Below are 20,009 nucleotides of genomic sequence, written 5' to 3'. Positions count from 1 at the left end.
GCAGATCGCGCACAACGCCGGCCTCGAGCCCGGCGTCGTGGCCGAGAAGGTCCGCGGTCTCCCGCTCGGTGAGGGCCTCGACGCCGCCACCGGCGAGTACAAGGACCTGGTCAAGGCCGGCATCATCGACCCGGCCAAGGTGACCCGCTCGGCGCTGCAGAACGCCGCGTCGATCGCCGCGCTGTTCCTCACCACCGAGGCCGTCGTGGCCGACAAGCCCGAGAAGGCCGGCGCCGGTGCAGGCGGCGACCCGACGGGTGGCATGGGCGGCATGGACTTCTGAGTCCCGCCTCCTGATCCGGTCGAAGGGCCGCATCCCCACACGGGGGTGCGGCCTTTCGGCTGTCCGGGGCCTGTCGCTGATCCGGGGCTGTCGCTGGCCCGGGCCCGTCGCTGGTCATCAGCACCGGAGGCAGCGGCGGGGTCCGTCCGGACGGCCTGGTGTGCCCCTCGTCCGCGGACGGCCGAACCCCCGTGGCGGCTCTGGTCGAGGCCGGACGAATCGCCTACGGTGCGCGTCCGGGGGATGACCGTGAGGAGCGCTCATGAGCCAGGTGACCGACCCGTCGTCCACCGAGCGTCATCGTCTTCCCGTCCGGACCCTCGTCGCGGCGAGCATCGGCAACGCCGTCGAGTGGTTCGACTGGACGATCTACGCGACGTTCACCGTCTACTTCTCCTCGCAGTTCTTCGACAAGGCGAACCCGACCCTCGCGCTCATCGGCACCACGAGCACCTACGCGCTGGCGTTCTTCTTCCGGCCGCTGGGCGGGGTGCTCCTCGGCCGGTTCGCCGATCTGCGGGGCAGGCGGTTCGCGATGATCATGACGATCGTGCTCATGGCGGGCGGGTCGCTCGTCATCGCGATCCTGCCGACCTACGCGATGGTCGGGTGGCTCGCGCCGATCCTGCTGCTGCTCGCCCGGATCGCGCAGGGACTCGCGCTCGGCGGCGAGGTGTCCAACGCGTCGGTCTACCTGGCCGAGATCGCCCCACCCGAGCGGCGCGGGCGCTACTCGAGCTTCTTCTACATCTCGACGGGCGTCGCGCTGCTCCTCGCGAGCCTGCTCGGCCTGCTCCTGACGACGACGCTGACCCGTCCCGAGCTCGAGTCGTGGGGCTGGCGGATCGCGTTCGCGGCCGGTGGCGTTCTCGGCCTCGTCGGTCTGTGGCTGCGCCGTACGCTGACCGAGACCGAGCAGTTCGAGCAGAACGTCGAGCGCGCCCGCCAGACCCGGAACCCGCTGCTCCGCACCCTGGCCGACCACCCGCGCTCGGTGCTGCAGCTCTTCGGGTTCACGCTGCTCTCGACGCTGTGCTTCTACGTCTTCTTCACCGCGATCACCCCGTTCGCGGTGCAGTTCCGGGGCGCGACCGGCGGAAGCGTCTTCCTCGCGCTCTCGATCGGCACCGTCGTGTTCATCGCGCTGCAGTACCCGATGGGCGCGGCGTCCGACCGGTTCGGGCGGAAGCCCCAGCTGCTGATCTGGTCGGCGCTGATGGTCGTGCTCACCGTCCCGCTGTCGCTGCTCATCACGGAGCGGACCCCGTTGATCAACCTCATCGTGGTGTTCGCCGTCGGTCTCGGGCTCTACACGTTCATGTCCTCGATCGCGCCGGCGATCATGAGCGAACTGTTCCCGACCGAGCTGCGGGCCCTGGGGATCGGTGCCTGGTACAACCTCACGGTCGCGATCTTCGGCGGCACCGCGCCCCTGCTGATCTCGGCCCTGTCCGGCGCGGGCCAGCCCCAGCTGTTCTTCTGGTACGTCTCCGGCGCGGCACTGGTCGCGTTCCTGATCATCCTGACGCTGCCGGAGACGAAGGGCCGGGTCCTCAGCTGAGCCCGCCGCCGGTCCATGATCACCGGAACGTCGCGGATCCGGATGCCCAGGCCTCGAATCCGCGATCTTCTGGCGATCACCGAGTGACCGCGCCCAGCCGCGCGAGGGTGCGGCGAACCTCGTCCAGTACCTCGCCGGGACGGTTCACCAGGTCGTCCCAGGTGACCTCGACGACCGTCCAGCCATCGGCCACGAGCGCGCGTTTGCGTGAGCGGTCCCGGACAAAGCGATCCCGCTCGCTGTGAAAGGCCCACCCGTCGACCTCGATCGCGAAGCGGACCGCGGGGAACGCGACATCGAGGATCGCCTCGCGGCCGCTGGTCAGCGTGACCTCCAGGTTCACACGCCAGCCCGCGATACCGCCGCGGCGCAGGAGCGCGACGAAGCGGCGCTCGGGCTCCGAGGCCGCCCGGTCGCCGGCCTGGACGAGCAACCGATGTGCGGTGGCGGAGCCGCGTCGACCCAGGTGCCGGGCCTGCGTGGCGCGCAGCTCCTCGAGGGTCACCACGCGCTGCTGGAGGACGCGGTCGAGGAACGCTTGGCCGTCACGGCCGAGGGCGACCGCCGCGTCCAGCGTGGCCAGGGCCTTGCTCGCCACCCACAGCCCGCGGTACTCGATGCGGTCACCGCGTAGATCGCGGCGGACGAGGTAGACACCGGACGGCGCACGCCGGCGGGACCCGGGCGGCGCGGTCACCGTGACCGGGTGCGGGCTCGCCACCCCGAGTCCCAGCCACCAGGCAGCGCTCATGCCGACGAGCGCCCCGACCGGACGCACCCACTCCGCGGCGACCCGGACCCGCGCGGCCGGCGCCCACGGCCAGGCGACCGCGAAATAGACCCCCGGCGCGCGGCGGATCCACTCGCCGGTCGCGACCTTCCACGCGATCTGGTCGTCGCTCAGGCCACAGGCATGTGCCTGAGCGCGGGAGATCACGCCGTCGTGCGTGGCCAGGAACCGTTGGATGTCCACGTGGGTTGGACGCGATTCGGGGCCGCGCGGCTCCCTGTTCGGCCGTGATCATCAGAACGTCGCGGATCTGGATGCCCAGTCCTCGGATCCGCGACGAAACGGTGATCACGGCCGGGGGAGAGGGCCGAGTGAGGGGAAGCGGACCGCGGGGACCCGTCGTCGGGAAATAGTTACCGTCTTCCTCAGCCGCTGCTCAGCCCGGACGGGGCATCCTGGAGCCATGGAAGGCATCCGGATCGTCCTGAACGTCGTCTGGCTCGTGCTGGCCGGCGTGTGGATGGCGATCGGCTACGTGATCGCGGGCGTCATCTGCTGCTGCCTGATCGTGACCATCCCCTGGGGGATCGCCTCGTTCCGGATCGCCCTGTTCGCGCTGTGGCCCTTCGGTCAGCGACTCGAGCGCCTTCCCCAGGCGGGTCTCGGGTCGACGCTGGGCAACATCGTGTGGTTCGTCGTCGCCGGGTGGTGGCTGGCGATCGGGCACATCGTCACCGCGATCGCGCTCGCCGTGACCATCGTCGGCATCCCGTTCGCGTGGGCGAACCTGAAGCTGATCCCGGTCTCGCTCACCCCGCTCGGGCGCCGGATCGTCGACGTCGACGACAAGCGCTCGTTCGGTGTGGCCCCGCCGCGCGCCATGACCGCACCGGCTCCGGTGGCCGGGCGGCCCCCGCAGACCGAGATCCCCTGGTACGGCCGCTGAGGCGCCGGGACGCGCCGCCGGCCGGGACGGAGCAGGCCCGACCGCCGGACTCCCGTCCCGAAGATCGGAGAAGGCCGTGACCACGCACTCCTCGAACACCCCCGACGACCTCGCCGCCCGCCTGATGAGCCTGTGGTCGACACCGTTGCCCGACGACGACGCCGAGGCGCTCGCCGCCGTCCGCGGGCTCTACACCGACTCCGTCGAGGTCAACGGCACGGTCGTGGCCGCCGCCGACCTGCTGGCCCGGGCCCGTGCCCTGCAGGGTGCCTACAGCGGGCTCCACCACCACCTGCTCGACCGCGTCGACACCCCCGACCGCCTGGTCATCGCCTTCCGCTTGCGCGGCACCCACACGGGCCCGCTCGCCACCCCGCTCGGCACCGTGGCGCCGACCGGGCAGCCCATCGACGTCCGCGTGATCGACGTCCTCACCCTGACGGACGGCCGGATCTCGGGGATCCACATGGTGGCCGACGAGCTGGGCCTGCTCACCGGTCTCGGCGCCCTCGAGCTGGTCGAGAAGGCCCCGACGCCCTGATCCGGCCGGGACCGGGTCGGCACCTCAGGACGACGTGTCGCGCTCCTCGGGGTCACCCTCGGTCTCCGTGGTGGTCTCGGGCACCGCCGGGCCGAGCAGGTCGTCGGCGTCGACGATGCGGTAGGCGTAGCCCTGCTCGGCGAGGAAGCGCTGCCGGTGCGCGGCGTACTCGGCGTCGACCGAGTCGCGCGAGACCACCGAGTAGAAGTGCGCCTGCCTGCCGTCACCCTTCGGGCGCAGCAGCCGACCCAGCCGCTGGGCCTCCTCCTGCCGTGACCCGAACGTCCCCGAGATCTGGATGGCGACGGAGGCCTCGGGCAGGTCGATCGAGAAGTTCGCGACCTTCGAGACGACCAGCCGGGGAAGCTCGCCGCGGCGGAACTCCCCGAACAGCCGCTCGCGCTCCTTGTTGGTCGTCGAGCCCTGGATGATCGGGCAGTCCAGCGCGGCGCCCATCTCCTCGAGCTGGTCGATGTAGGCGCCGATGACCAGGGTGGGCTCGTCGGGGTGGCGGTCCAGGATCGAGCGCACCACCGGGATCTTGGTCCGGGCGCAGGCGCACATCCGGTAGCGCTCCTCGGCCTCGGACGTCGCGTAGATGATCCGCTCGTTGTCGGTCATCGTCACGCGGACCTCGACGCAGTCGGCGGGCGCGACCCAGCCCTGCGCCTCGATGTCCTTCCACGGCGCGTCGTAGCGCTTGGGCCCGATGAGGGAGAAGACGTCGCCCTCGCGGTTGTCCTCGCGGACCAGCGTGGCGGTGAGGCCGAGCCGCCGGCGCGACTGCAGGTCCGAGGTCATGCGGAACACCGGCGCGGGCAGCAGGTGGACCTCGTCGTAGATGATCAGGCCCCAGTCGCGGGAGTCGAAGAGCTCCAGCGCCCGGTACTCGCCCTTCGTCTTGCGGGTCATGACCTGGTAGGTCGCGATCGTGACCGGCCGGATCTCCTTGCGCTCCCCGGAGTACTCGCCGATCTCCTCCTCGGTCAGCGACGTGCGCGCCACCAGCTCGCGCTTCCACTGGCGCCCGGCGACGGTGTTGGTGACGAGGATCAGCGTCGTCGCGGAGGCCTTCGCCATCGCCGCCGCGCCGACCAGCGTCTTCCCGGCACCACAGGGCAGGACCACGACGCCCGACCCGCCGGCCCAGAAGCCCTCGACGGCCTCGGACTGGTAGTCGCGCAGCTGCCACTCGGTCTGGTCGAGCTCGATGGCGTGCGCCTCGCCGTCGACGTAGCCCGCGAGGTCCTCGGCGGGCCAGCCCACCTTGAGCAGCATCTGCTTGAGCCGGCCGCGCTCGGAGGCGTGGACCGCGACGGTGTCGTCGTCCAGGCGCGTGCCGAGCATCGGGGCGATCTTCTTGTTGCGCAGCACCTCCTCGAGGACCGCGCGGTCGAAGGAGACGAGGACGAGACCGTGGGCGGGGTCGTTGGTCAGCTGGAGGCGCCCGTAGCGGCCCATCGTCTCGACGACGTCCATGAGCAGCGCCTGCGGGACCGCGAAGCGGGAGTACTTCACGAGGGCGTCGACGACCTGCTCGGCGTCGTGCCCCGCCGCCCGGGCGTTCCACAGCGCCAGCGGGGTGACCCGATAGGTGTGCACGTGCTCCGGCGCGCGCTCGAGCTCGGCGAAGGGCGCGATGGCGATGCGCGCCGCTCCGGCGTCCTCGTGGTCGACCTCGAGGAGCAACGTCTTGTCGGACTGGACGATCAGCGGTCCGGTCCCGGGGGTGCTCACGGTCTCGGGTCCTCCTCGGCGATGCTCGATGGTGCGGGCGACGGCGACCCGCCGTCGGTCTCCATTGTCCCCGTTCGGGAGACGATCACCGGCCCGCGTCCGCCCGATGCGCTGACCAGCCACGTCCCGTGATCGTCCGCGCGCGGACGGGGGGTGTCGTCGACGGGGAGATGATCTCGTCGGGGGGTGCGGATACACTCCCGGGCCACCGACACCTGCTCCGAGGAGTGACACACCACCCGACGGGGCCGCCGTGGGCGCACTGATCGTGTGCTCGCGCCCCGGCCGACCTGCCCTGACCCCCATACCCCGCCCGGGAGCATCGGCCGCGGATCCGTCCGTACTGTCCACCCGGGCCGAACACCTGCGATGGACCCACCGAATGCGTCTCACGACTGCGCCGCATGCACGCTGTGCGCACGCACGCTCGTTACCCGGGGTGACACCGTCACTCCGTTGGCGCCGCGTCGGACTGTTCGCGGGCAGTGTAGCCCATGAACAACTACGCACGGTGCGGCAGGCGTCCGATCAGGGGCCACGACCGACGGCAGGCCACCGACCGACCGGTGCAATGGGAAGGATGAGCGCGTGACCGCTCCCGTCCGCCGACCCGACGCGCGGGGTGACGCCCGCGCGGGTGGTGCCCCCGAGCCCGGCGCGCCCGACCGCGCGCCCATGGGCGAGCGCCTGGCGCTGCGCAACTGGAGCCTGCCGGTCAAGCTCGCGGCCGTCCTGCTCGTCCCGACGCTGTTCGTCATCACGCTGGGCGTGCTGCGCATCGTCGAACAGACCGAGAAGGCCCGGTCGTACGACGGCGTGCAGCAGGCCGTCGCGCTCGAGGGGGACAGCGCCCGGCTGCTCGGCGCTCTCGACGGGGAGCGTCGTGGCGCCGCGGTGTTCCTCGCGACCAACCGGGCGGGTGGGTTCGGGCCCGTCCAGGACCGGGCGGACGACACCAACGACAAGTTCGCGCGGCTGCGCAGCACCTACGAGTCGGCGAACTCGGTCGACGACCAGACGCGGTCCTCCTACCGGGACGCGTCGGGCGCGATCGCGCAGCTCGACCGGGTGCGCGACGACGTGCGGGGCGGGCGGGTCGACCCGGCGGGAGCGATCTCGCGCTACACCGACGCCACCTCCGCGGTGCTGACCTTCGACGAGTCGCTCACGCGCGAGGCCGCCGACCCCTCCATCGCCGGGCTGTCGAACGGCCTCTACGCGCTCTCCGAGGTCCGTGAGCAGGACGCCTACGTGCAGGCGGTCGTCGCCTCGGCGATCGCGGGCGGGCGGATCGACGCCCCCTCGATCGACCAGGCCCGCAACGCCACGCTGCGCCGCAGCATCGCCGTCGACGAGTTCCGCAGCGCGGTGGGCACCGACAACGCCCCACTGGCCGACGCCGTCGTCGGGCCCGACGTCGACGCCCGGGACCGGCTGGCCCAGGTCGTCCTCGGCCGGGGCAGCGCCGGCCTGCCCCTGCAGGTCTCGGCGCAGGACTGGGACGCGGCGTCGAACGCGGTGCAGCAGAAGGTCACCGACGTCTCCGACCAGCTGCGCGAACGCCTCCAGTCGAACGCCGCGGCCCTGCAGAACGGCGCGCGCAACGCGGCGGGCGTGGCCTCGGTGGTGCTGCTGCTCGCGCTGATGGCAGGCGCCGCGGTCGTGTTCTTCGTGACCCGCTCGCTGCTGCGGCCCCTGCGGCTGCTGCGCCGCACCGCCCTCGACGTCGCCGAGCGCAGACTCCCCGCGGCGGTCCGGAGCCTGCGCGAGGGCGAGGCACCGGACACCGAGGTGACCCGGACACCGATCGAGACGCGCGAGGAGATCGGCGAGGTCGCTCGCGCGTTCGACCAGGTGCACGAGCAGGCGGTCCGCCTGGCGGCCGAACAGGCTGGTCTGCGCACCGCCTTCAACAGCATCTTCGTCAACCTCTCGCGGCGCTCGCAGGCCCTCGTCGAGCGCCAGCTGCGCCTCATCGAGCAGCTGGAGAACAAGGAGGAGGACCCGGAGGCGCTGGCCGAGCTCTTCCAGCTCGACCACCTCGCGACGCGCATGCGCCGCAACTCGGAGAACCTCCTCGTCCTCTCCGGCACCGACCTCGCACGCCGCGGCGGACGCCCGGTGCCGCTGGTCGACGTGCTGCGCGCCGCGGCGTCCGAGGTGGAGCAGTACCAGCGCGTCGAGCTGGCCTCGCCGCCGTCGGTGCAGCTGCTCGGCCGCACCGCGGGCGACGTCGTGCACCTCGTCGCCGAGCTGCTGGAGAACGCCGCGGCGTTCTCGGCCCCGGAGACCCGCGTCGACGTCGGGGCCCGTCCGGACCAGGACGGCGCCATCGTCCTCGAGATCTCCGACCGCGGCGTCGGCATGACCGACCAGGACCTCGCCGAGTCGAACCAGCGCCTCGGGTCGCCCCCCACCGTCGACGTCTCCGCGTCGCGGCGCATGGGCCTGTTCGTGGTCGGCCGGCTCGCGATCCGCCACGGCATCGCGGTCACGCTGCACACCCGCGACGGCGGCGGCGTGATCGCCGCGGTGCGGATCCCCGCGGCGGCCGTGCTGTCCGGCGGCCCCGGTGGCCGTGCGGTCGGCACCCAGTCGACCCGCGCGCTCGGCGGGACCGGTCTGCCGGTCCGTGCGCCGGGCCAGAGCCCGCAGGGCGCGCCCGCGTCCCCGACGAACGGCTCGCCCCGCCCGGAGACGGCGGGCACGCCCATCCCGCGCCAGGGCGCGGGCGAACCGCGTGAGGGTGCTCCGGGCCTGCCCCGCCGGACCGCCTCCCGCGGCGGTGCGGCCGCGGCGGGTGCCGCCGGCGTGGCCGGTGCCGCCGGCGCGGCGGCGTTCTTCGCGCCGGCCGTCGACCCCGACGGCGACGGGGGCGCCACGCAGGCCCCGGGCCCGCTGTCCGCTCCGGAGCCGGAGGCCGGCGGGGAGCAGCCGCGCCGCAACGGCCTGCCCGGTTCACTCGCGTCCGCGCTGCCGCGACGTCCGATGCGGCCCGGTCCGGCGCCCACCTTCGAGGACGCCGCCGGCCCGGACCAGGACGTTCCGGCCCCCGCCGGACCCGCGCCCGCGGTCACGGGTCACGAGGCGGACGACGACGACACCGACGAGGTCGACGACGAGGACGACCGCGTCGCCTCGGTGATCGGCGACGACACCGGGAACGGCGACGACGGCGTGACCGTCTGGAGCCAGACCGGCGGCGACCCGGACGAGGCCGATGCCGCCGGAACCGCGACCGCGACGCCGGCACCGCCGGCCGAGGAGCCCGCTCCGGGGCCAGGCGTGCCGACGCGCGCGGTCGCGGCGCACGCCTGGCGGGGCCCCGACGGCAGGATCGTGGAGGACACCGACGGCGAGGCGTCCGACGACGCCGCGCCGGTCACCGAGGGTGACGGGCCCGCAGGACGGCACGGCATGCTGCCGCCGCGCCCGGGTCCGCAGGGCGCCCCCGACGGCGGGTTCGCGCCGCGACCCCGTCCGGTCCCCCGGCCGGACGGGTGGACACCCGCCGAGCAGGGTCCGCCGCCTCCCGGGGCCCGCCCCGGCCCGCCGAGCCACCCCGGCTTCCCGCCGCGCCCGGGCGCCCTCCCGGGCCGCCCCCAGCCGGGTCCGCGTCCCGGCCCCTGGGCCCCGCCCGGTGGCGGGTCCGGGGAGCAGCCCGCCGCGTCCGACCAGGGCGCCGGCCCGGCGAGCACGCCGCCCGCTCCGCAGCCACCGATGTGGAACGGGGCCGAGGTCGTTCCGCCGCCCGCGGGCGACGCGGCGCCGGCGGAGACCGCAGGCACGGGTGGCTTCCCGACACCGCAGGACGCTCCGGAGGAGGCGGCCGCGCCGGTCGCCCCGCACGACGCGGACGTCCCCGCACCGACGTACCCCGAGTTCCCCGACCACGCCGCCCCGGCCGACGGGGCGGTGGCCGGTGCCGCCGACGCGACCCCGGCCGCGTACGACGACGGGACGGGTCGGCCCGCGGCGGACACGGCGGTCGAGGAGCCGGGCGAGACGCCCGTCCCCCGGCCGTCCCGGCTCTCGCTGCGCCCGCTCTCCCAACGGCGCCAGACCGAGGGGGGCCCGCTGCTGCGGCCCGGCTCGGCGCCCCGGCTGCGTCCCCGTCCCTTCCAGGAGGCGGACGGATCGGATGCCGCAGAGCAGTCCGCGGCGGGTGACGAGCTGTTCGCGTCCGCCGAGGACACCGGTGCCGCCGCGGTCGGCCCGCCGGTCGACGCCGCACCCGAGCCGCACGCGCCGAACGGCGTGGCCTCCCACGGGGCAGGCGCGCACGGAGCGGCTCCGGCCGACGCCGACCCGCACGGGGCCGAGCAGCCAGGAGTCGACCAGCACGGCGCCGACCAGGCCGCAGCCGGCCAGAACGGCAACGGCCGCAACGGTGCGGGTCAGAACGGCAACGGTCAGAACGGCAACGGTCAGAACGGGAACGGCCGGAACGGGAACGGCCGCGGGACCCCCGGCCCGACCCGTCCGGGGTCCGAGACCCTGTCCCGGCGACCGGGAGCGGTGCTCCCCAACCGGGAACGCACCCCGATCTTCGACGAGGTCGCGTCGGTCTGGTTCCGTGAGGCGGAGCCGAACGACCCGGCGGGCGTCGACCCGGAATGGGCCGACGGCGGCCACCCCGGCTTCGCCGCCGGGGCGCCCTCGCTGACCTCCGTGGACGCGGGCACCACCGAGGCCGGGCTGCCGCGCAGGCGTCCCCGGGCCCAGCTGGTGCCGGGCAGCGCCCCGGCCGCCCCGCCGCCTGCCGCCGCGGCGTCCGCGGACACCGCCACGCCGCGCCGCAACCCGGACGCCGTCCGGGGCCGGCTCGCCAGCTACCAGCGCGGTGTCGCCGACGGCCGGTCGACGCGCCCGCCCCAGCCCCCCGACGGCGGACCCGCCGACGAGGACCCGACGAACGGCCCGGCGCACTCCGCCGGCCCACGCACCGACGAGGAGGAGCAGTGACGGCACCCCAGTCGCAGCCCAGCAGGTTCGGCTGGCTGGTCTCGAACTTCGCGGAGCGCGTCCCGGGCGTCGCGCACGCGGTCGTGGTGTCGGCGGACGGCCTGCTGCTCACCGCGTCGAACCGGCTCCCGCGCGACCGGGCCGACCAGCTCGCCGCCGTGGCGTCCGGGCTGATCAGCCTCACCCAGGGCGCCGCCCGGTGCTTCGAGGCGGGCGAGGTGGTGCAGACCGTGGTCGAGATGGAGCGCGGGATCGTGCTCCTCATGTCGATCAGCGACGGCTCGTGTCTCGCGACCCTCGCCGCGCCGAACTGCGACATCGGGCTGGTCGGCTACGAGATGACCCTCCTCGTCGACCGGGTGGGCCAGCTGCTCACCCCCGAGCTGCGTGCCGAGCTGCAGGGATCGGGATTCCGATGAGCCGCCGGGAGAGGTGAGCGACGGTGAGCCAAGGACCGGACGAGGACGCTTTCGCCGACGTCCTCAACGGGATCACCGGCGGGACGGCGCGTCGCTCGGGTGAGCGGCGCGGGCTGTTCGGGCGCCGTCGCAAGGACACGGACGACACGTCCGCCGCCGACCGCGATGCCGCGCAGTCCCTCGACGGCCGGCCGCCGATGGACCAGGGCGGCGCCCACCGGAGCCCTCCGCAGGGCGTACCGCTCGGGCCGCCGTCGGGACCGCAGCCCGGTGGCTGGCGCCCCGACGTCGCGGGCCGTCCGGACGAGGCCGACACCGCGGCGCCGACCACGCCCGGCGGTATCCCGGTGGGCCAGTACGACCAGGGACCGCCCGACTACCCCGACGGTCCCCGCGGTGGCGACGAGCCGCCCGAGTCGTCCTTCGTGCGGCCCTACGCCTGGACCCGCGGCCGGACCCGGCCGGCCTACGACCTCGCCGTCGAGACGCTGCTGTCGACGACGGCCCACGGACGCGACCCCGAACAGGTCACCCAGTACGAGCACCGCATGATCGCCGACCTGTGCCGCGAGCCCAAGTCGGTCGCCGAGGTCGGCGCGTTGTTGTCCCTGCCGCTCGGCGTCGCCCGCGTCCTGCTGGGCGACATGGCCGCGCACGGTTCGATCGTGGTGCACGAGACCGCCTCGTCGACGGGCGATTCCCCGGACATGGCGTTGATGGAAAGGGTGTTGAGTGGACTACGACGGCTCTGAGGCTCCTGCGCCGACGACCACGTCGGCGAAGATCGTCGTCGCCGGGGGGTTCGGGGTCGGCAAGACGACCTTCGTGGGATCGGTCTCCGAGATCGACCCCCTGACCACCGAGGCCGTGATGACCGACGCCAGCGCCGGTGTCGACGACCTCACGGCGGTGCCGAACAAGCGCACCACGACGGTCGCCATGGACTTCGGGCGCGTGACGCTCGACGCCGACCTGATCCTCTACCTGTTCGGGACGCCCGGGCAGGACCGGTTCTGGTTCATGTGGGACGACCTGGTGCGCGGCGCGATCGGCGCGGTCGTCCTGGTCGACACCCGCAGGCTCGCCGACTGCTTCGCCGCGGTCGACTTCTTCGAGGACCGCAACCTGCCCTACGTGCTCGGGGTCAACTGCTTCGACGGGGTGCTCGCGCACTCCCTGCAGGACGTGGTGGACGCACTGGCCGTCGACCCGGCCGTGCCCGTCGTGACGGTGGACGCCCGGGACCGCGAGTCCACGAAGGAGACCCTCATCGCGCTCGTCGAGCACGCCATGCAGGTCTGGGCGGTCGGCGCCCGAGCCTAGGCGCTCGCCCTGTCGGTGCGGCCCGCCGCAGGCCGGGCCGCGGGTCGGGGAGCCTCACCGGTCGCGTCGCGCCTGCTTCTTCTCGCGATGTTCGTCGCGCACTTCGCGCCACATCTCGTGGCCCGCGTCGAGCACGCCCTTGGTGATGCCCTTGGCCGCGCCGTGCATGGTGTCCTCGGTCATCTTGCCCGGGAGCTCGTCGAGTCCCATGCCGCCCTTGGCGTGCAGGTCGAGGCGATCCGTGGCCGCCGCGAAACGCAGGTAGGTGTCGACGCTCGCGACGACCACCCGGGCGTCGATGGTCAGGATCTCGATACCGATCACCGAGACCTTGATGAAGACGTCGATGACCAGGCCCTTGTCGAGGATGAGGTCGAGCACCTCGGCGAGGCCGCCCTGCGGCGATCGGCTCACCGACCCGGGGCGACGTCCGGCGGTGGTCACCGGAGCAGTGTAGGAACGCTCCCACGTGGGGGCGATCGTTCATCCGGAGTCCCGGACCCCGCCGGACGCGCTACCCGCGCGGTCAGGCCAGCACGCTGACCGACGTGATCCGGTGCAGCGCGAAGCTCACCGAAGGGCCGGGCTCGGCGTCGTCCTCGACGGCGGCGTCGGTCCCCTCGAGCAGCCCGTGGCCCACGCGCAGCGGGCGGACCACCCGCTGCGAAGCGGTGCCCTGCGCGTCGACGTAGCCGATCCACACCGTGCGCCCGGAGCGGGCCGCGTCCGCGAGCACTGCGACGGTGGCCGACGCGGTCTGGCGGGTGGACCCGGGCACCGTCGCCGGTCCGCGCGACGCCGTCGCCGCCTTGTCCCCCGCGCGCAGCTGCGCGACGAGCGCCGCCACCTGGTCGTCGGACAGTCGCGGTGACCCGCCGATGCCCGCGCGGTCGGGCCGGCGCGGGGCGGTGCGCCGCCCCCGGGGGCGCAGGTCGAGCACCCCGCCCTCGGCGTCCTCCGCGACGGGGGAGAGCCCGGCGCCGCGCAGCGCGTCGAGCACCTCGGCGAGCGGGTGGGTCGACACCACCACGGTCGGGGCGATCCGGCGCAGCTCCAGCGCCTCCGCCTCCGGCCGCGACACGACCTCCGCGAGCAGCGCCTCGTCCTCGGAGCGCAGGAACGACGCCGCCGACCCGCCGCGCAGGCGCCCGTGACGCCGGGCCACGTCGTCGACGAGGTAGGTCAGGTTCTGCGGCACCGGGGTCGCCGAGCGGGTGCCGAACAGGTCGTGGACCTCGGCGGCGGTCCAGCCCAGGTCGAGCGCGCGCCGGACCGAGGCCTCGCTGATGCGGTAGACCGTCGCGCCGCCCGCGGACTCCACGTCGGCGACGCGGTCCATCGCCGCGGCCAGCTCGGGCTCCAGCCGTCCGGGCGCGACAGCGGTGAGGTCGGCCTGCAGCAGCACGTGCCCGACGGGGGCGGGCAGCGCCGGGCGCAGGGCGCCGGCCGCCGCGGCGTCCGGGTCGTCGTCGGGCCGCTTCGGTGTGCGCAGCAGCTCCCGCCCGGCCGAGGTGAGGGCGTCGAGGGCGACGACGCCGAGCGCGGTCGCCTCCCGCACGGCGGCGCGGACCAGCTCGTCGCGGGCCCGGCCGCCGCGGCGCGGGGCGCGCCAGGCCAGCGAGGCGACGAGGTCGTCGACCGAGGCCGGCCCCGCGCCCTCACCGAACTCGGCGAGCCGCTCGAGCACCCGGCGCCGGACCTGGGGGGCCCACGGGCGGCGCACCTCGTCGGACAGCGGCCCGACCAGCTTGTCGTTCGAGTCGCGGGCGCCGATCGACGACGGCAGGCGCGGCATCTCCATCCAGGCCCGGGCCAGCGCGACCCACTGCGTCTCCGGCGGCGCGGCGAGCCAGCGGTCCGCGGTCGTCGTCGGGCACCAGACCGGGTCGCCGTCCTCGCTGACCGCGACCAGCGACGCGGAGGCGAGCACCTCGACGAGCAGCCCGGCGCCGGACTCGTCGGTCTCGAGGTCCTTCGCGAGCCTGCGCAGGTCGCGCACGCCGAGCCCGCCGGAGCGCAGCACCGTGGGCGGGGCGGCCGACCACGCGGCGATGACCCCCTCGGCGCGGCGCAGTGTCTCCAGCGCCTCGCCCGCGGCGGTGGCGTCGACGGTGTCCGGGTCGTGCTCGCGGGGGGCGGGCATGGGGTCGGTCGCGGCGATCTCGCCGAGCGGGTGGTCGCCGCGCAGGGCCAGACCGGCCTCGCGGGTGAGCTCCACGGTCTCGTCGTCGACCCGGCGCAGGAGCCCGGAGGCGAGCAGCCGGGCGACCGGGTTGTCGTCGCCGTCGCGGGCCCGGCTGCGCCCGACGGGGCCGTCGCGGTCGAGGGCGTCGACGACGGCGCGCTGGTCGTCGGGCAGCGCGGCCACGACCGCGGCCGGGTCGCCCGTGCGCAGTGCCGAGGTCTCGGGGGCGGGCCTGCCGAGCCCGGCGGGATGGCGGCGGGCGGCGTCGCGCAGGGCGGGGGCCGCGCGGACCCCGCCGGGTCCGCCGTCGAGGGACACCGACGCGCCGTCGTCGAGGGTGCCCTTCGCGTCGACGTCCCAGGCGAGCGCCAGGGCGCGCAGCCGGTCGAGCGCCGCGCGTGCGGCCTCGCGGGGGACGGCCGGGCCGAGCAGGGCCAGGACGGAGTCCGGCGGGACGGGCCCCTCGTCGGCCCCCGCGACCAGCAGGGCGTCGACGACGGCGAGGTGCAGCGCGTCGAGGTCCTCGAGGGCGCGCCCGACGGAGGTGCGCACCCCGGCGCGGGTCGCGACGACGCCGGTGTCGGCCGGCGCGGGCAGGGCCAGGTCCGGGCGGGCGCGCAGCAGGGCGCCCAGGGTCGTGTCGTCCTGGGCGCGCAGGTGGTCGAGCAGGGTCCCGGGTCGGCCGGCCATCCCGACCAGCGTAGTCGTGGCCGTCCGGGGCCTCACCGGGGACGACGCGGACGGGCCCAGGAGACCACGCCGGCCACCCGCGCGGGGCGAGCGGTTCGCCCCCGGGGTGGTGGGTGCGGCAGACTGGGACCCCGGCCGAGCAGGCCGACCACGCCCGACCAGGAGGAACCGGTGGCAGCGCAGAGCGAGGGCGAGAAGGCCGTCACGCCGCGGCAGGACCCGTGGTGGCCGGAGGTCGAGGGCGGTCATCCCGTCACCGAGCTGCTGGCCCCGACCCAGGGCGCCTCCTCGCCGTTCGGCGAGACGCAGTTCCCGCTACCCCAGGACGAGCTCGGCTACGAGCACCCCGTCACGGAGATCAACCGCTAGTGCGGGTCGCCGGCCTCCTGCTCGCCGCGGGGGCCGGCAGGCGCATGGGTGGGCCGAAGGCGCTCGTCGAGCTCGACGGCGAGCCGCTGGTCGCCCGCGCCCTGCGTGCGCTGCGCGGGGGCGGGCTCGACCCGCGACTGGTCGTGCTCGGCGCCGAGGCCGACCGGGCGGCCGGCGCCGTGGACGCGGCCGATCCCGAGGCCGTCGTCGTCGTCGCGCCCGACTGGGCCGACGGGATGGGTGCCTCGCTGCGCGCGGGTCTCGGGGCCGTGCCGCGCGATGTGGACGCCGTGCTCGTGCTGCTCGTCGACACCCCCGGCATCGGCGCCGCGGCCCTCGGCCGGGTCGCCGCCGCCGCGGACCCCGCCGGGCTCGCCCGGGGCAGCTACCGGGGCCGTCCGGGCCACCCGGTCCTGCTCGGGGCGGAGCACCTGCCCGCCGTGGCGGCGGCCGCGCACGACGACGTCGGGGCCCGGGGATACCTTGCTGGGCGCGACGACGTGCGGACCGTGGAGGTCGGCGACCTCGCGACCCGTGACGACGTCGACACCCCGGCCGACCTGGCCAGGGTCCGTGGCGGGATCAGCGCCGATCGGGAGAGGTGAGGACCGTGGCGGTCCCGGGTCCGGGCTACGCCATCACCGCGCGCGTCGAGGCGCCGGCCAGCGCCACCGCGGCGGGCGACCTCGCGGTGGCCGTCGGCCGCGTGGGCGGCGTGATGACGGCGTTCGACGTGGTGGAGTCCCGCGCCGAGGCGGTCATCGTCGACATCTCGTGCAACGCCCTCTCCGAGCGGCACGCCGAGGAGATCACCGAGGCCCTCGGCGGCCTCGACGGCGTGCGGGTGCGCAACGTCTCCGACCGGACGTTCCTCGTGCACCTCGGCGGGAAGATCGAGGTCACCCCGAAGGTCGGCCTGCGCACCCGGGAGGACCTCTCACGGGCCTACACCCCGGGCGTCGCGCGGGTGTGCCAGGCCATCGCGGCGCGCCCGGACGACGCCCGCAGCCTCACGATCAAGCGGAACACCGTCGCCGTCGTCACCGACGGGTCCGCGGTGCTGGGCCTGGGCAACCTCGGCGCCGCCGCGGCGATGCCGGTCATGGAGGGCAAGGCGGCGCTGTTCAAGCGCTTCGCCGGGGTGGACGCGTGGCCGGTGTGCCTCGACACCCAGGACACCGAGGAGATCATCCGGACGGTCCAGGTGCTCGCCCCCGTCTACGGCGGGATCAACCTCGAGGACATCGCCGCCCCGCGCTGCTTCGAGATCGAGGCGCGGCTGCGGGAAAGCCTCGACGTCCCGGTGTTCCACGACGACCAGCACGGCACCGCCGTCGTCGTGCTCGGGGCGCTGCGCAACGCCCTGCGGGTGGTCGGGAAGCGCTCGGAGGACTGCCGGATCGTGGTGTGCGGGGTCGGCGCGGCCGGATCGGCGATCATCCGGTTGCTGCTGCCGCTCGAGCCGGCGGACCTGATCGCGGTCGACGTCGACGGGATCATCCACCGCGACCGTCCGGGGCTGCACGACTCGTTGCGCTGGGTCGCCGAACAGACCAACTCCGGGGGCCGCACCGGCGACGTGCACGACGCCCTGCCGGAGGCGGACGTCTTCATCGGCGTCTCGGCCCCGAACCTGCTGACCGCCGACGACGTCAAGGGCATGGCCACCGACGCGATCGTCTTCGCGCTCGCCAACCCCGACCCCGAGATCGACCCGGGCATCGCGGTGCACCACGCCGCCGTGGTCGCCACGGGCCGCTCGGACTACCCGAACCAGATCAACAACGTGCTCGCGTTCCCCGGCATCTTCCGCGGCCTCCTCGACGCGCAGGCCCGCGGGATCACCGACGCGATGCTGCTCGCGGCGTCGGCCGCGATCGCGGACGTGGTCACCGAGCCGAACCCGCTGTTCATCGTGCCGAGCGTCTTCGACTCGACGGTGTCGCCCGCGGTCGCGTCCGCCGTGCGGCGGGTCAGCGAGGGCGAGCGCGCCGGGCGCCCGACCGGCTCGGTCCAGGACGCCCTCGACGCCGGGTCGGAGTCCGCGGACGGCGCGCGTCGCGAGGAGGACGGGTGAGCCCGCAGGACGGTGCGGGCCGTCTCACCCACGTCGACGCGACCGGCGCCGCCCGCATGGTCGATGTCGGCGACAAGGAGGTCACCCGACGCGTGGCCACGGCGAGCGGCGTTCTGCGCACCACCGCCGAGGTGTGCGCCGCGCTGCGCGACGGCACCGTCCCCAAGGGCGACGCACTGGCCACCGCGCGGATCGCCGGGATCATGGGCGCCAAGCGCACCCCGGACCTCATCCCGCTCTGCCACCCCATCCCGCTCGCGGGCGTGACGGTGGACCTCGAGGTGGGCGAGACCGAGGTCCGGGTGGCGGCGACCGCGCGCAGCGCCGACCGCACCGGGGTGGAGATGGAGGCCCTGACGGCCGTGTCGGTCGCAGGGCTCGCGCTGCACGACATGGTCAAGGCGCTCGACCCCGCGGCGACGATGGACGGGGTGCGGCTGGAGCGCAAGGAGGGCGGGCGCTCCGGCGTCTGGACCCGGCCGGAAGGGCGATGATGGGCGGCATGGCCGAGAACGAACCGCTGCGCCGGGCCCGCGTCGTCACCGCCTCGAACCGGGCCGCGGCGGGTGTCTACGACGACCGCGGCGGCCCGCTGATCGTCGACTGGCTGCGCACCCACGGGTACACCGCCGACGACGCCCTGGTGGTGCCCGACGGCGAGCCGGTGGCCCAGGCGCTGCGCGCCGCGGTCGCGGAGCGGGTGCAGGTGGTGCTGACCACCGGCGGAACCGGCATCTCGCCGACCGACGCCACCCCGGAGGCCACCCGCGCCGTGATCGACTACGAGGTCCCGGGTCTGGCGGACGCGGTGCGCGCGGCGGGCGCGGAGAAGGTGCCGACGTCGATGCTCTCCCGCGGCGTCGCCGGCGTCGCCGGACGCACACTGGTGGTGAACCTGCCCGGCTCGCCGGGCGGGGTGCGCGACGGTCTGGCCGTGCTCGAACCCGTGCTCGACCACGCCGTCGACCAGATCCAGGGAGGGGACCACCAGTGAGTACCGCGCCGACCACCCCCGTCGTGCTGCGCGCCGCCGTCGGGGAGGAGCCGCTCGACGTGTCGGCCCACGCCGCACTCGTCGACGGGCCCCGCAGCGGTGCCGTGGTCACCTTCTCCGGCGTGGTGCGCGACCACGATCACGGCCGGTCGGTGCGCGCCCTGGACTACGAGGGCCACCCGAGCGCGGGCGCGGTGGTGGAGCGCGTCGCCGCGGAGGTGGCCGGGCGCTTCGCCGGCGTCACCGCGGTGGCCGTGTCGCACCGGGTCGGGCCGCTCGCGATCGGCGACGTCGCGCTCGCCTGCGCGGTCGCCGCCGAGCACCGCCGCGAGGCGTTCGACGCGTGCAGCGAGCTGGTCGACGAGGTCAAGCGGCAGCTGCCGGTGTGGAAGCGCCAGGAGTTCGCGGACGGCTCCCAGGAGTGGGTGAACTGCCCCTGAGGGGCCGCTGACACGACGACGCCCCGGCACCGCGCGGGTGCCGGGGCGTCGTGCATCCGGGTCGGGGCCCGGAGAGGTCGTGCCTCAGTTGTCGTCGGACGAGCTCGACGAGCTGTCGTCGGACGAGCTGGACGACTTCGACGAGGAAGACTTCGAGGAGCCCGACTCGCCCGACTTCTTGGAGCAGACCGGCCAGGCGCCCATGCCCTGGCTGCCCTTGACCTTCTCGGCCACCTGGATCTGCTGCTCGCGGCTGGCGTTCTCGGGGCTGCCCTTGCCGCCGAAGGCCTTCCAGGTCGAGTCGGTGAACTGCAGCCCACCGCCGTACCCGTTGCCGGTGTTGGTGTTCCAGTTGCCGCTGCTCTCGCACTGGGCGATCGAGTCCCAGTCCGTCGCGGAGGCCGTGCCTGCCGCCATCGCCAGCGGGGTCGCCGCCAGCGCGCCGACCAGCGTCATCTGGGCCGCCCGACGGGTGAGGACGCGCGCCAGCGACTCATTGTTACTACGAAGCATGACCTCTCACTCGCACCGCGCCCCCGCAGACAACGGACCGGGAAGAGCTCCCCAGCGGGTCGTCGACCGGTTCCACGCGGTCTCGCCACCGGGCACGCCCCGTGGGGCGTGCCGAGTTCCGTGCTGCTCGCGCCTGTCCGGTCCGCACCTCTCGTGTGGGGTCTCCCGGAGACGCTGGACAAGCGGCGGGCGCGGCGACCCCGGGGTGGTTCGGACCGTCCTCGGGACGGCCGACG

The 20,009-nt window shown here is 74.8% G+C and carries 16 protein-coding genes and 2 pseudogenes; 13 read left to right on the top strand and 5 right to left on the bottom strand.

Translation table 11 applies throughout. The features are described from left to right. Window positions 1–283, top strand: a 283-nt coding sequence (locus VGI02_RS04010; RefSeq protein WP_331625967.1) for a TCP-1/cpn60 chaperonin family protein, incomplete at its 5' end; no start/stop codon positions are given. Window positions 284–545: 262 nt separating this feature from the next. Further along, the gene (locus tag VGI02_RS04005; protein ID WP_331625966.1) at window positions 546–1,844 is read left to right on the top strand and encodes an MFS transporter; all 1,299 of its coding nucleotides are present in this window, start codon (window positions 546–548) and stop codon (window positions 1,842–1,844) included. A 76-nt stretch (window positions 1,845–1,920) separates the two neighbouring features. On the opposite strand, the gene VGI02_RS04000 is transcribed toward VGI02_RS04005, so the two are convergent. Beyond that, window positions 1,921–2,817 carry a type IV toxin-antitoxin system AbiEi family antitoxin domain-containing protein gene (locus VGI02_RS04000; protein WP_331625965.1) on the bottom strand — a complete coding sequence of 299 codons (897 nt, stop codon included), beginning with the start codon at window positions 2,815–2,817 and terminating at the stop codon, window positions 1,921–1,923. Between the two features lie 229 nt (window positions 2,818–3,046). On the opposite strand from VGI02_RS04000, the pseudogene VGI02_RS03995 reads away from it, so the two are divergent. Further along, a pseudogene (locus VGI02_RS03995) lies at window positions 3,047–3,415 on the top strand (YccF domain-containing protein); the annotation flags it as partial. Window positions 3,416–3,596: 181 nt separating this feature from the next. Continuing rightward, window positions 3,597–4,061 (top strand): ester cyclase, encoded by a 465-nt coding sequence (locus VGI02_RS03990; RefSeq protein WP_331625964.1) that lies wholly within the window; start codon window positions 3,597–3,599, stop codon window positions 4,059–4,061. A 24-nt stretch (window positions 4,062–4,085) separates the two neighbouring features. Here VGI02_RS03990 and VGI02_RS03985 read toward each other — a convergent pair whose 3' ends face one another. Next, a complete protein-coding gene (locus VGI02_RS03985) occupies window positions 4,086–5,798 on the bottom strand; it encodes a DNA repair helicase XPB (RefSeq protein WP_331625963.1) in 1,713 nt (570 codons plus the stop codon). A gap of 588 nt (window positions 5,799–6,386) precedes the next feature. Here VGI02_RS03985 and VGI02_RS03980 point away from each other — a divergent pair. The 4 genes from VGI02_RS03980 to VGI02_RS03965 are packed head-to-tail and all read left to right on the top strand — an operon-like array spanning window position 6,387 to window position 12,505. Next, entirely contained in the window at window positions 6,387–10,763 is a 4,377-nt protein-coding gene (locus tag VGI02_RS03980; RefSeq protein WP_331625962.1) for a sensor histidine kinase, read from the top strand. After that, complete coding sequence (locus tag VGI02_RS03975; RefSeq protein WP_169182283.1) at window positions 10,760–11,182, top strand: roadblock/LC7 domain-containing protein; 423 nt, start codon at window positions 10,760–10,762, stop codon at window positions 11,180–11,182. The genes VGI02_RS03980 and VGI02_RS03975 overlap by 4 nt, the downstream gene beginning before the upstream one ends. Window positions 11,183–11,205: 23 nt before the next feature. Continuing rightward, window positions 11,206–11,934, top strand: a complete 729-nt coding sequence (locus VGI02_RS03970; protein WP_331625961.1) for a DUF742 domain-containing protein — start codon at window positions 11,206–11,208, stop codon at window positions 11,932–11,934. Next, window positions 11,915–12,505: a GTP-binding protein gene (locus VGI02_RS03965; RefSeq protein WP_331625960.1), complete on the top strand. Its 591-nt coding sequence runs from the start codon at window positions 11,915–11,917 to the stop codon at window positions 12,503–12,505. The genes VGI02_RS03970 and VGI02_RS03965 overlap by 20 nt, the downstream gene beginning before the upstream one ends. A gap of 54 nt (window positions 12,506–12,559) precedes the next feature. Here the strand turns inward: VGI02_RS03965 and gvpJ are convergent, their stop codons facing one another. Together gvpJ and VGI02_RS03955 are read right to left on the bottom strand one after the other, a co-directional pair. Then, window positions 12,560–12,949, bottom strand: a complete 390-nt coding sequence (gene gvpJ, locus VGI02_RS03960) for a gas vesicle protein GvpJ (protein WP_331625959.1) — start codon at window positions 12,947–12,949, stop codon at window positions 12,560–12,562. Between the two features lie 82 nt (window positions 12,950–13,031). Further along, window positions 13,032–15,380, bottom strand: coding sequence for a helicase-associated domain-containing protein (locus VGI02_RS03955; RefSeq protein WP_331625958.1), 2,349 nt, complete (start codon window positions 15,378–15,380; stop codon window positions 13,032–13,034). A 171-nt stretch (window positions 15,381–15,551) separates the two neighbouring features. On the opposite strand from VGI02_RS03955, the gene VGI02_RS03950 reads away from it, so the two are divergent. From VGI02_RS03950 to VGI02_RS29090, 5 genes and pseudogenes are all read left to right on the top strand, one after another. Then, complete coding sequence (locus VGI02_RS03950) at window positions 15,552–15,749, top strand: hypothetical protein (RefSeq protein ID WP_331625957.1); 198 nt, start codon at window positions 15,552–15,554, stop codon at window positions 15,747–15,749. Beyond that, window positions 15,749–16,354, top strand: a complete 606-nt coding sequence (locus tag VGI02_RS03945) for a nucleotidyltransferase family protein (RefSeq protein WP_331625956.1) — start codon at window positions 15,749–15,751, stop codon at window positions 16,352–16,354. Before VGI02_RS03950 ends, VGI02_RS03945 begins: the two co-directional genes overlap by 1 nt. 5 nt (window positions 16,355–16,359) lie before the next feature. Then, on the top strand, window positions 16,360–17,826 hold the full coding sequence (locus VGI02_RS03940) for an NAD-dependent malic enzyme (protein ID WP_331625955.1): 1,467 nt from the start codon (window positions 16,360–16,362) through the stop codon (window positions 17,824–17,826). Beyond that, window positions 17,823–18,320 carry a cyclic pyranopterin monophosphate synthase MoaC gene (moaC, locus tag VGI02_RS03935; RefSeq protein WP_331625954.1) on the top strand — a complete coding sequence of 166 codons (498 nt, stop codon included), beginning with the start codon at window positions 17,823–17,825 and terminating at the stop codon, window positions 18,318–18,320. Before VGI02_RS03940 ends, moaC begins: the two co-directional genes overlap by 4 nt. Before the next feature lie 8 nt (window positions 18,321–18,328). Beyond that, window positions 18,329–19,260 (top strand): annotated as a pseudogene (locus VGI02_RS29090) (molybdenum cofactor biosynthesis protein MoaE). An 84-nt stretch (window positions 19,261–19,344) separates the two neighbouring features. Here the strand turns inward: VGI02_RS29090 and VGI02_RS03920 are convergent. Continuing rightward, a complete protein-coding gene (locus VGI02_RS03920; RefSeq protein WP_527249121.1) occupies window positions 19,345–19,773 on the bottom strand; it encodes a transglycosylase family protein in 429 nt (142 codons plus the stop codon). Between the last annotated feature and the right edge of the window lie 236 nt (window positions 19,774–20,009).

It is taken from the genome of Actinomycetospora sp., assembly GCF_036497245.1.
Lineage (GTDB): Bacteria > Actinomycetota > Actinomycetes > Mycobacteriales > Pseudonocardiaceae > Actinomycetospora.
This window is presented reverse-complemented; position numbering and strand designations above follow the sequence as displayed.